The sequence below is a fragment of the Pseudomonas sp. Root401 genome (assembly GCF_001425105.1).
GTDB lineage: Bacteria > Pseudomonadota > Gammaproteobacteria > Pseudomonadales > Pseudomonadaceae > Aquipseudomonas > Aquipseudomonas brassicacearum.
This window is the reverse complement of sequence record NZ_LMDO01000015.1, coordinates 24,111-36,023: the sequence shown is the minus strand read 5'-3', so window position 1 is coordinate 36,023 and position 11,913 is coordinate 24,111. Positions and strand designations below refer to the sequence as shown.

The following is an 11,913-nucleotide window of genomic DNA, read 5'->3' as shown; positions in this document are numbered from 1 at the left end:
ACGCCAGGGTTTACCCCCGGGAGGCCTTGGTGGCTTTTTTGGCAGGAGCGGATTTGCCGGCTTTCGCAGGTTTTGCAGGGGCCTTCCCGGCGGATTTGTCGGTGATCTTGCCCTTGCTGCCCAGGCTGCGCTTGAGCAACTCGGTAAGGTCGATGACATCGGCGGTCTTGCGTTGTTCTTCGCCCGGGTCGGTCTCCACCGCTTCGAGACGGCCTTCATTGGCCTTTTTCTCCACCAGTTCCATGATTTTGTCTTCGAAACTGTCCCGGTATTCTTGCGGCTCCCAGTCGGCGCTCATGTCTTCCACCAGACGCTTGGCCATTTCCAGCTCGCCCTTGGCCAGGGTCGGGTTCGTCACCTCGTCGCCCAACTCGAGGACATCAAGGTCGCGCACCTCCGCGGGCCAGCGCAGCATCACCAGTACCAGCGCCGATTCAAGGGGCATGAGCGCCGCCAGGTGCTGGCGGGTATGCAGCACGACGTGGGCCAGGGCGACCTTGTGGGTCTTGACCAGGGTTTCGCGCAGCAGGGCATAGACTTTGCCCCCGCGTTTGTCGGGGGCGAGAAAGTAGGGCGTGTCGATGTTTTGCAACGGGATCTTCTCGCTGTCGACAAAGGCAAAGATATCGATGGTCTGGGTGGACTTGGGGTGGGCGGAGCGAATTTCCTCTTCGCTGAGCAGCACGTATTGACCCTTCTGGTACTGGACGCCCTTGACGATGTCGTCCTTGGTCACTTCCTTGCCCGTGGCCTTGTTGACCCGTTTGTAGCCCACCGGGTCCATGCTGCGTTTGTCCAGCCAGTCAAAATCCACGCCCTGGGATGAGGTGGCCGACACCAGTGCGACAGGAATGTGGACCAGCCCGAAACTGATTGCGCCTTTCCAGATTGCCCGTGCCATGGTGGTGTTGTCCTTGCCGGTGGATGTCTTTCTGGTGACCTTCGCGCCTTGGGAAAAGTTTCCATGGTGGGGGCGAGCTTGGAGACTCTTGGTTACATCTTCACTCGGACATTTCGCTTAACAAGGGCGAACCTGCGGCGTAGCGTGCTTTCGATATGCCTGAACTCAAGAGGTGTCCGAATGAACAGGCTGATAATTGCCATCACGACGCTATTGCTGACCGCCGCCGCCCAAGCGGCCACGCCGGGCGGAGCCCCCATGGTTCTGGCCCAGAATCTGCCGGGCAACAACAATCCCTATAACAGCCCGACGCGGCGGGCCAATCCCAATAGCATGCAGGGCACACGGTCCAATGTGCCGACGATTCATAACAACCCGACGGTGCCGGTACCGCGCCCACCGACCCTGGAAAACGGCGGTATCGGCAATGGTTATCCCCGGTCCGGCCAGCCATTGGGTTCGCCGCGTCCCACCATCGAGTCTCCTACGCCACCCAGGAGCAGCCAAAATGGCAACCGCTAGGTACTGGAGACTGTCGCTCTCTTTTCACACCACAGAAGGAATTGTGCATGTTGCGTAAAACACTCCTGGCCGCCTGTTGCGCCAGCGCTGTCCTGACCTTTGCCACGCCGGCCGCAGCCGCGCCAACCCAGTCATTCAAGAGCGAGGAGGGCACTCTGGAAGTGACCACCGTGGTCAAGGGGCTGGAGCACCCTTGGTCCGTCGCATTCTTGCCTGGCCAGCAGGGCATGCTGGTGACGGAGCGACCGGGCAACCTGCGCGTGGTCAGCCCCGATGGTCAATTGTCCACACCCTTGAGTGGCGTGCCACAAGTGTGGGCCAAGGGCCAGGGCGGTCTGCTGGACGTGGTGCTGTCGCCTGACTTCAAGCAGGATCGCACCGTCTACCTGTCTTATGCCGAGGCGGGCGCAGACGGCAAGGCCGGCACCGCCGTGGGGCGCGGGCAACTGTCCGAAGATCTCAAGAGCCTGAAGAATTTCAACGTGATCTTTCGTCAGCAGCCCAAGTTGTCCACGGGCAACCACTTTGGCTCGCGCCTGGTCTTCGACCGCGACGGTTATCTGTTCATTACCTTGGGGGAAAACAACGAGCGGCCCACCGCTCAGGACCTCGACAAATTGCAAGGCAAGGTCGTGCGCATCTACCCCGACGGCAAGGTGCCCGACGACAACCCCTTTGTCGGCCAGAAAAACGTCCGTCCCGAGATATGGTCCTACGGCATGCGCAACCCCCAGGGTGCGGCACTCAACCCTTGGAATGGCACGTTGTGGGAGAACGAACACGGGCCCAAGGGCGGTGATGAGATGAACATCATCGAGCGCGGCAAGAACTACGGCTGGCCATTGGCGACCCATGGCATCAACTATTCAGGTGCCCCGATTCCCGAAGCCCAGGGCAAGACCGTCGAGGGTGGCCTTGACCCTCACCACGTCTGGCAGGTGTCACCGGGGCTCAGCGGCATGGCGTTCTACGACCATGATCGTTTCAAGGCCTGGCAGCGCAACGTGTTCATCGGGGCGCTGGTGCCCGGAGAACTGATCCGCCTGCAATTGCAGGGCGACAAGGTCGTCCACGAAGAGCGTTTGCTGGGTGAGCTCAAGGCGCGAGTGCGGGATGTTCGCCAGGGCCCGGACGGCTATCTGTATGTGCTGACGGATGAGGACGACGGGGCGCTGTACAAAGTCGGACTCAAATGACGCAACGCCATGTAGGAGCCATGTAGGAGCTGTGTAGGAGCTGTGTAGGAGCTGTGTAGGAGCTGTCGAGTGCAACGAGGCTGCGATCTTTCCCCAGCCACTTGAGTCTCAAGCGAAAGATCAAAAGATCAAAAGATCAAAAGATCAAAAGATCGCAGGCTTCGCCAGCTCCTACAATTTGCCATTGACTTGCCACCAACGCACCGCTAATTTCCACTCATGACTTCAACCGTACTGCGCAGCCAGCCAAGCATTATTACCGCCATTCCTTATTTGGCGGGTTAGCTGACGGCTGCACCCAACCCGCCCTGGAGGCGGGTTTTTTCTTTCTGTCTCCTGGGCTCCGCCCGAACCAGGAGATCGCCATGACCGTCACCCGCACCGAGCAAGCCCTGCTTGAGCACTATGTTAAGAAGATTCTCGCCGCGCCGGTCTATGAACTGGCCGTGCGTACGCCGCTGCAAGCGGCTCCTGCACTGTCCGAGGCCTTGGGTAACCGGATCCTGCTCAAGCGCGAAGACCTGCAACCGACCTTTTCCTTCAAGATCCGCGGTGCCTACAACAAACTCGTGCAACTGAGCCCGGAGCAGCGCGCCCGTGGCGTCATCACCGCGTCTGCCGGCAATCATGCCCAGGGTGTCGCGCTGGCGGCACGGGAATTGGGGATTTCGGCCAGCATCGTCATGCCTGTGACCACTCCACAATTGAAGGTGCTGGGCGTGCGCAACCGAGGCGCCGAAGCGATTCTGCACGGGGAAAGCTTTCCGTTTGCCCTGGCGCACGCGCTGGAGCTGGCCGAGCAGACCGGACGGGAGTTCGTCTCGCCTTTCGATGACCCGGACGTGATCGCCGGGCAGGGCACCGTCGCCATGGAGATCCTGCGCCAGCACCCCGGCCAGTTGGATGCGATTTTCGTCCCGGTCGGCGGCGGTGGGCTGATCGCCGGGATCGCGGCCTACGTCAAGTACCTGCGCCCGGAGGTACGCATCATCGGCGTCGAGTCGCAGCATTCTGCCTGCCTCCAGGCGGCGCTGGCAGCCGGCGAGCGGGTCACCTTGCCGGAGGTGGGAACCTTCGCCGATGGCGTGGCCGTGGCGCAGATCGGCGCCCATGGCTTCGATATCTGTCGTTTCTGTGTTGATGAAGTGATGACCGTGAGCAACGATCAACTGTGCGCCGCGATCAAGGACATCTATGACGATACCCGCTCCATCACCGAACCGTCGGGCGCACTGGCGGTGGCAGGCATCAAGCAGTACGTGGCGCATACGGGCGCGCGAGGGCAGACGCTGGTGGCGATCGATTCCGGTGCCAACATCAATTTCGACAGTTTGCGCCACGTGGCCGAGCGTGCGGCGGTGGGCGCGATTTGAGTTTTTACGCTCCGTCACACTTTTTTTTAACCAGGCGACGGATGCCCGCTTGCGTCTGCGCATTCGGGGCTAATCTAGTTTTCGAACAGGAACAAGGCGATTGCAGTTTGCATGGAAAAAGTAGGGGGTCCTTGCATTTTGCATGAGCTCTCTGGCGCAGGACGAAGCTAAGCGCTTGATTCAGATCAATCCGCAAGGTCTTCAAGACAGGCATACTTTTTGCGGGATGATTCAAGAGTTCGCCTGACGAACTCGTTGACTGAAAACGCTAAAAAGAACGAACGAACGGCACAATATTCGTAGTCCCAGTCCGCAGGGAAGAAAACGGACGAGAATATTGCCCTCGTGAACATAAGTTGGCCGCCTCAACAGGAGAGAGTCGCCATGTTTTTATCTGCCCTTGAAATGCGAAACATCATTGAAAGCAGCTTGTTGCCCAAGCGCTCGCAATGCACCTTGTCACCTGAGCTGACGATGACTGTCAAGATTTACGACGATCACGAAACCGATCGCGTGGCTTTGATCAAAACCGACATCGATGCCAGGAAACTCACCGGTTGCCGGGCCATCAACGATTTGATTGCCGAACTGCGTACCGAGCTCGACCACAACCCTGCCGCTGGCAATCATTTTCATCAACAACACCATCGAATGACCGGGCGCTGATAACAGCCTTGTTCTTGTAAGCCTGACGCTCGGGTCCGGTCATGTCCGAACCCGGCGTTCAGTTTTTTAGTCGCGATGCGCCATTCAGTTCAATTGTTGCCTATAGGGCAGGTCTGGCCCGGTTTTGCCGCAAGTCAGGGCGGCGGCGCGAATGGCGAACCCAAGCATTGCGCTGATCTGTTCCCGGGTCAGGGTATGCATACCCTCGACCGAATCCAATTGTTGTTCAGTCAACCACGCAATCAGCGCGGCCTGGAAGGTATCGCCCGCACCCACGGTGTCGGCGATCTTCACCGGACAGGACGGCAGCGACCATGAACCGTGTTGGCGACTGAAGACCGTAGCGCCCTGGCCGCCACGGGTCAGGAAGACCAATTGGCAGCGGTTCCCCAGCCAACCTTCGATGATCGCCTCGGGTTCCTTTCCGGGGTATAGCAGGCTCAGGTCTTCGTCACTGACCTTGATCAGGTCGGCATATTGCACCAGCGTCGCAATCCGCGAGCGCCACAGCTCGATATCCGGCTGCGGGTTGAGCCGCACATTCGGGTCGAGGCTGATCAGGCGTCGGCCGCTTTCCTGTTGCACCAGGGCCAGGAGCGTGTCGGCGATGGGTTGGACCACCAGCGAGAACGAGCCGACATGTAAACCTCGCACCTCGGGGCCCAGGTCCGGTAGATGCGCCAGGCTCAGTTGTCGGTCCGCACAGCCTTCGCCGCGAAAACTGTAGTGGGGCGAACCATTGGCGCCTACGGCGACCATCGCCAGGGTGGTCGGTGCGTCGAAGTCCACCAGGTATTGGGCGCTGACCCCTTCATTGAGCAGCACCTGATGCAAGCGTCGGCCCAGATAGTCGGTGGACAGCCCGGTAAACAGCGCCGATCCAACACCCAGGCGACGCAGCCCCACGGCCACGTTGAACGGTGAACCACCGGCGATGGCCTTGTAGTTCACTTGCGAGGCCGGGCCATCCGCCTCGGTCTCACTGAAAAAATCAAACAGCGCTTCACCACACACCAAATACATAGTTTCCCGCTCTCAAAGGGTTGCGACGTGTTGTCGATAACGTTCATAAGCCTGTTGCGACGCCGCGACATGCGCGGCGATTGGCCGGGTTTCGCTGCTCGGGTCGAGCTTGACGCAGCGCTCGCACAGTTCGGCCAAGCCTGTCTGTGAACCGGAATGGCACCATGCTGCCTGGATCGCCGCCCCCAAGGCAGCGGCTTCGCTCTGTTCGGTGCAAATGACCGTGGTGTCCATGATGTCGGCGACGATCTGCCGCCACTCCGCGCTCTTCGAACCTCCGCCGATCAGGCGAATGCTCTGGGCCTGGAGTCCGTTGGCTCGCAGCAGGTCCAGGCCATAGCGCAAACCGAAGGTCGTGCCTTCGACCACGGCGCGACACAGGTTGGCCCGGGTCAGGTTGGTAGTGGTCAGGCCCAGCAGGCTGCCGGTGGCGTGGGGCAGGGCGGGAACGCGCTCGCCGTTGAGGAACGGCAGCATGCACACGCCCTCGGCGCCAATCGGAGCCTGGACCACCAAGGCGTTGAACGTGTCGATGTCCAGCGCCAGCAATTCGCGAATCGCCCCGGTGGCGTTGGTCAGGTTCATGGTGCAGATCAACGGCAGCCAGCCACCGCTGGAGGAGCAGAACGTCGCCACGGACGGCTGTGGACTGACCACAGGTTCGGCGGCATAGGCGTAGACCGTGCCGGAGGACCCGAGGCTCATGGTGATCACGCCGGGCTGGATATTCCCGGTGCCGATGGCACCCATCATGTTGTCGCCGCCACCACTGGCCACCACCGCCTCGGGGTTGATGCCCAGGTGCGCGGCAATAGCGGGCAGGATGCGTCCGACTGGCTGATGGGCCTCGATCAGTTCCGGCAGCGCTGCTTGCAAGCGGCCACTGGGGGCGATGTGTTGTAACAGTTGCACGTCCCATTGGCGGGTACGTACGTTGAAATAGCCGGTTCCCGAGGCGTCGCCGTATTCGCTGCAATGGCGGCCGGTGAGCCAGTAGTTGAGGAAGTCGTGGGGCAGCAGGACGCTGGCGATGCGTTCGAAAACCTGGGGATGCTGCTCCCGCGTCCAGAGCAGCTTGGACACCGTGTAGCCCGGCGCGATCACCACGCCGAGGCGTTCGAGGCTACCGTCTTCACCGCCCAGGTGCGCCAGGAGCCGATCGTTTTCCGGCGTTGTCTCGGTGTCGCACCACAGCTTGGCCGGGCGCAAGACCTGGCCCTGGTCATCGAGCAACACCAGGCCGTGTTGCTGGCCGGAGACGCCGATGCCGAGGATCGCCTGGCCATCGACCCCAGCGTCCGCCAAGGCTTGGTGAGTCGCCTGGGTGAATGCATCGAGCCATTGCTCGGTGTCTTGTTCGCGGCGACCGTTGAGGCCGCTGATCATGGCGTGCGCCGCGGCACCCTGGCCCAGGACCTGGCCACTGGTTGCGTCCAGGATCAGCGCCTTGGTGCCTTGGGTGCCGCAGTCGATGCCCAGGAACAGTTGTTGGTTTGCCATGGAAAAACCCCTGAGTGGTCAGATCGTTCCCACGCTCTGCGTGGGAATGCAGCACGGGACGCTCCGCGTCCCCAAGAAGCCGAACGCGGAGCGTCCGCTGAGGCGTTCCCACGCAGAGCGTGGGAACGATTAAACCTCAGTTCACGTCAGCCAGTATCCGCTCAAGCGTCCGTGTGACCCCGTGCTCGCGCAAGCTGTTGCAGCACCATTCGAATGCTGCCACGAACTCCGGCGAGCGGGGAATGGCGGTGCCAAAGATTTCTTCCACCTCCAGCACCCGCTGGGTCACCAGCGCATCGTCAGCCACCAGTGCCTGGCAGAACGCTGCCCGTGGGTCCGGGATTGAATACGTCACGCCGTTCTCGTCAACGCCCTTCAAGTACACGGCCCAGGCGGCCACCACCAGCGCCGCGCGGCGGGTTTCGCCACCGTCGGCGATCAAGCGGTTGATGGTCGGCACCGTGAATTTTGGAAACTTCGACGAGCCGTCCGAACAGACCCGTTCCAACTGGTCGGCAATCGCCTGGTTGGAAAAACGCTCCACCAGGGTGTTCTTGTAGTCGGTCAGGTCGATGCCCGGCACTGGCGCCAGTTGCGGCGTCACGTCCAGGTCCATGTAGGCGCGCATGTAACGCACGAACAGCGGGTCGTTCATGGTCTCGTGGACGAAGCGATAACCCTTGAGAAAGCCCAGGTAGGTCAACGCCAGGTGGCTGCCGTTGAGCAGCTTGATCTTCATCTCTTCATAGGGTGTGACGTCATCGGTGAACTGCACACCGACCTTTTCCCAGGCCGGGCGACCGTTGACGAACTTGTCTTCCAGCACCCATTGCACGAACGGTTCGCAGACCACCGGCCAGGCGTCATCGATGCCGTGTTCATCATGCAGTTGCAGGCGATGGGCCACGCTGGTCATGGGCGTGATGCGATCGACCATGGCGTTGGGGAAACTGACGTTGCGGTCGATCCATTGCCCCAGCTCCGCATCGCGCAGCGCGGCGAAGGCCAGCAGCGCCTTGCGGGTCACGGCGCCGTTATGGGGCAGGTTATCGCAGGACATCAGGGTGAACGCCGGGGTGCCGGCCGCGCGGCGCTTGGCCAGGGCGGCGCAGAGGAAACCGAAGACGGTTTTCGGAGCGTCAGGATGGGCCAGGTCGTGCTGGATCTGCGGCAAGTGGGTCATGAACTCGCCGTTGCTGTCGTCGATGCAATAGCCGCCCTCGGTGATGGTCAGCGAGACGATGCGGATCTGCGGGTCGGCGAGTTTATCGATCAGCGCCTGGGCGCCATCTTCAGCCAGCAACATGTCATTGATCGCGCCGATCACGCGAACTTCGGTGTCATCGGTGTCGCCCAGTTCGTACAGGGTGAACAGGTAGTCCTGGCCTGCCAGGTCATCCCGGGCACGGCGATCCTCGGCCCGCAGGCCCACGCCGCAGATGGCCCAGTCCAGGTCGGTGCCGGTATTCATCAGCGCATCGGTGTAGTAGGCCTGGTGCGCCCGGTGGAAACCGCCGACGCCGATGTGGGCGATGCCCTGGCGGACGTCGCCCAAAGGGTAGCCGGGCAGGGCGACGGCAGGGTTGAGGTTGTGCAGGTTTTGTCGGTTGAGTTTCATCGCAGGTCTCGGCAATCAGGCGGCGGCGCGCAGCGCGCGGGTCACCGCAACGCCCTCGGCATCGAATAAGTGGCAGTGTTCAGCGTCCAGGTGCAGGTTCAGTTGCTCGCCGAAACGGCTGGCCAGATCGCCGCGAACGCGCATGGTCAAGGCTTCGCCGGAGGCCGTGACGACGTGACAGAAGGTGTCGCTGCCCAGCCGCTCGCTGACGTCGGCGGTGACTTGCAGGGTGCAATCACCCGGTTGTGCCAGGTTCAGGTGTTCCGGGCGAATCCCCAGGGTCACCGCGCCGCCGACGCTCAGGCTGGCACCGCTCAAGGGCAGGCTGATACGGGTGCCAGCGTCCAGCAGCACTTCACAACCCTGGCTATCCAGGCCGGTGACCTTGCCTTTGAGAAAGCCCATTTTTGGTGTGCCGAGGAACCCGGCGACAAACAGGTTGGCCGGCTGGTGATACAGCTCCAGCGGTGAGCCGACCTGCTCGATGCGCCCGCCATTGAGCACCACCACCTTGTCGGCCAGGGTCATGGCTTCGACCTGGTCGTGAGTCACGTAGATCATGGTCGCCTGCAACTCTTTGTGCAGGCGTGCCAGTTCCAGGCGCATCTGCACCCGCAGGGCGGCGTCGAGGTTGGACAGCGGCTCGTCGAACAGGAAGATTTTCGGGTTGCGCACGATGGCCCGACCGATCGCTACGCGCTGGCGCTGGCCGCCAGACAGTTGCTTGGGCTTGCGCTCGAGCATCGGCCCCAGTTCGAGGATGCGCGCCGCTTCGTTGACCTTCTTCTCGACCTCGGCGTTGGGCACGCCGGCCAGGTCCAGGGCGAAGGACATGTTCTTGCGCACGCTCATGTGCGGGTACAAGGCGTAGGTCTGGAACACCATTGCCAGGTCACGCTTGGCCGGGCTGACTTCGGTAATGTCCCGGCCATCCAGTTCGATGGTGCCGTCGCTGACCTCTTCAAGGCCGGCGATCAGCCGCAGCAGCGTGGACTTGCCACAGCCCGACGGGCCTACGAAGACCACGAACTCGCGGTCGTTCACCTCAAGGTCGATGCCCTTGATGATGGAGAAGCCTTCGAAACCCTTTTGCAGATTCTTGATTTTCAGGTTGGCCATGATGATGGGCCTCCACTTGTCATTTATTCAGTTGACTGGGAAAGATCGCAGCCTCGTTGCACTCGACAGCTCCTACAGGGCTCGTGAAGGTTGTGGGCTGTGTGTAGGAGCTGGTGATGCCTGCGATCTTTTGACGGTTCATTTCACGGCGCCGAAGGACAAACCGCGCACCAGCTGTTTCTGGCTGATCCAGCCGAAGATCAGGATCGGCGCGCAGGCCAGGGTCGAGACGGCCGACAATTTGGCCCAGAACAAACCTTCCGGGCTGGAGTAAGAGGCGATCAACGCCGTCAGTGGCGCGGCCTTGGAGGAGGTGAGGTTCAGCGACCAGAAGGCCTCGTTCCAGCACAGGATCAGTGACAGCAGCACAGTGGAAGCCAGGCCGCCCTTGGCAATCGGCAGCAGCACGCGGACCATCTCCTGCCACAGGGTGGCGCCATCCAGGCGTGCGGCCTCGAGGATGTCGCGGGGAATATCCTTGAAGTAGGTGTAAATCATCCAGACCACGATGGGCAGGTTGATCAACGTGTAGATGACGATCAATGCGAGACGCGTGTCCAGCAGGCCAAACTGCTTGGCCAGCAGGTAGATCGGCATCAGCACGCCCACTGGCGGCAGCATCTTGGTGGAGAGCATCCACAGCAGCGTGCCTTTGGTGCGCTGGGTTTCATAGAACGCCATGGAGTAGGCCGCCGGCACCGCAATCAGCAGGCACAGGGCGGTGGCGCTGAAGGAAATCACCACCGAGTTCCAGGCGAAGCTGAAGTAGTTGCTGCGCTCGTTGATGTGCAGGTAGTTCTCCAGCGTGGGCGTGAAGATGAACTGCGGCGGCGTGGCGAACGCGTCGATTTCGGTCTTGAAGCTGGTCAGCACCATCCAGAAGATCGGGAAGAAGATCAGGATCGCGATGGCCCAGGCCAGCGTGCCCAGCAGCAGGCTTTGCAGGCGACGGGATTGTTGAAGAGTCATGGCGACGGCCTCAGTGCTTGTCGGTGAGGTTTTTACCGATCATCCGGACCAGGATGATGGCGGCGATGTTGGCAATGACCACGGCAATCAGGCCACCGGCCGAAGCCATGCCGACGTCGAACTGCACCAGCGCCTGGTTGTAGATCAGGTAGGCAAGGTTGGTGGAGGCGTAGCCGGGGCCACCGTTGGTGGTGGTGAAGATCTCGGCGAACACCGACAGCAGGAAGATTGTCTCGATCATCAGCACCACGGCAATCGGGCGGGCCAGGTGCGGCAGGGTCAGGTGCCAGAAAATCGCGATCGGGCCGGCACCGTCCAGGCGCGCGGCTTCTTTCTGTTCCTGGTCCAGCGACTGCATGGCGGTCATCAGGATCAGGATCGCGAAGGGCAGCCATTGCCAACTCACGATGATGATGATCGACAGCAGCGGATAGTGGGCCAGCCAGTCCACCGGTTGGGCGCCGAACAGCTTCCACACCGAGGCGAGGATGCCCGAGACCGGGTGGAAGATCAGGTTCTTCCAGATCAGCGCGCCGACGGTGGGCATGATGAAGAACGGCGAGATCAGCAGGACTCGGACGATGCCGCGACCAAAAAACTCGCTGGCCTCCAGCAGCGCGCTGATCAACACCCCCAGCACGATACTGATCAGCAGCACGCTGCCCACCAGCAACAGGGTATTGGTGGCGCCGGGCATGAAGCCTGAGTCGGTCAGGAAATAAGTGAAGTTCTCCAGCCCGACGAATTCGTTTTCGCCGGGGTAGAGCAGGTTGTAGCGGATCATCGAGAAGTAGACGGTCATGCCCAGCGGCACGATCATCCACAGCAGCAACAAGGCCACTGAAGGGCTGACCAGGAACCAACCGGGGTTCGCCAGGCGGATCTTGCGTGCCGGCGGGGCAATCTCGATGGGGGCTTTGGCAGTTGTTGTTGAGCTATTCATGGCATTGAACCGATTTTTGCGGGCCTATGAAGATCCACTGTGGGAGCGAGCTTGCTCGCGATAGCGTCGTGTCAGTCGCTCGG

10 protein-coding genes and 1 pseudogene are annotated in these 11,913 nt (G+C 61.3%); 4 read left to right on the top strand and 7 right to left on the bottom strand.

The window, feature by feature from the left end; all coding sequences use genetic code 11:
- Positions 1 to 10: 10 nt before the first annotated feature.
- Entirely contained in the window at positions 11 to 901 is an 891-nt protein-coding gene (gene ku, locus ASC85_RS14415) for a non-homologous end joining protein Ku (protein WP_057449911.1), read from the bottom strand.
- Between the two features lie 180 nt (positions 902 to 1,081).
- Here ku and ASC85_RS14410 point away from each other — a divergent pair, with 180 nt between their 5' ends.
- The 4 genes and pseudogenes from ASC85_RS14410 to ASC85_RS14395 all read left to right on the top strand — a co-directional run bounded on the left by ASC85_RS14410 (position 1,082) and on the right by ASC85_RS14395 (position 4,658).
- Positions 1,082 to 1,423, top strand: coding sequence for a hypothetical protein (locus ASC85_RS14410; RefSeq protein WP_057449909.1), 342 nt, complete (start codon positions 1,082 to 1,084; stop codon positions 1,421 to 1,423).
- Positions 1,424 to 1,470: 47 nt separating this feature from the next.
- Positions 1,471 to 2,619 (top strand): PQQ-dependent sugar dehydrogenase, encoded by a 1,149-nt coding sequence (locus ASC85_RS14405; RefSeq protein WP_057449907.1) that lies wholly within the window; start codon positions 1,471 to 1,473, stop codon positions 2,617 to 2,619.
- A 365-nt stretch (positions 2,620 to 2,984) separates the two neighbouring features.
- Positions 2,985 to 3,983, top strand: a pseudogene (gene ilvA, locus ASC85_RS14400) (threonine ammonia-lyase, biosynthetic); the annotation flags it as partial.
- A gap of 393 nt (positions 3,984 to 4,376) precedes the next feature.
- A complete protein-coding gene (locus ASC85_RS14395) occupies positions 4,377 to 4,658 on the top strand; it encodes a DUF1652 domain-containing protein (protein WP_057449905.1) in 282 nt (93 codons plus the stop codon).
- An 84-nt stretch (positions 4,659 to 4,742) separates the two neighbouring features.
- Here the strand turns inward: ASC85_RS14395 and ASC85_RS14390 are convergent, their stop codons facing one another.
- The 6 genes from ASC85_RS14390 to ASC85_RS14365 form a co-directional block, all read right to left on the bottom strand.
- Complete coding sequence (locus ASC85_RS14390; protein ID WP_057449902.1) at positions 4,743 to 5,681, bottom strand: carbohydrate kinase family protein; 939 nt, start codon at positions 5,679 to 5,681, stop codon at positions 4,743 to 4,745.
- 12 nt (positions 5,682 to 5,693) lie between these two features.
- Positions 5,694 to 7,181 (bottom strand): xylulokinase, encoded by a 1,488-nt coding sequence (xylB, locus tag ASC85_RS14385; protein WP_057449901.1) that lies wholly within the window; start codon positions 7,179 to 7,181, stop codon positions 5,694 to 5,696.
- A 136-nt stretch (positions 7,182 to 7,317) separates the two neighbouring features.
- A complete protein-coding gene (locus tag ASC85_RS14380) occupies positions 7,318 to 8,799 on the bottom strand; it encodes a mannitol dehydrogenase family protein (RefSeq protein WP_057449900.1) in 1,482 nt (493 codons plus the stop codon).
- Positions 8,800 to 8,814: 15 nt separating this feature from the next.
- Positions 8,815 to 9,918: an ABC transporter ATP-binding protein gene (locus ASC85_RS14375; RefSeq protein WP_057449898.1), complete on the bottom strand. Its 1,104-nt coding sequence runs from the start codon at positions 9,916 to 9,918 to the stop codon at positions 8,815 to 8,817.
- A gap of 138 nt (positions 9,919 to 10,056) precedes the next feature.
- Entirely contained in the window at positions 10,057 to 10,887 is an 831-nt protein-coding gene (locus ASC85_RS14370) for a carbohydrate ABC transporter permease (protein ID WP_003202324.1), read from the bottom strand.
- 10 nt (positions 10,888 to 10,897) lie between these two features.
- Complete coding sequence (locus tag ASC85_RS14365; RefSeq protein WP_057449894.1) at positions 10,898 to 11,830, bottom strand: carbohydrate ABC transporter permease; 933 nt, start codon at positions 11,828 to 11,830, stop codon at positions 10,898 to 10,900.
- Positions 11,831 to 11,913 lie beyond the last annotated feature (83 nt).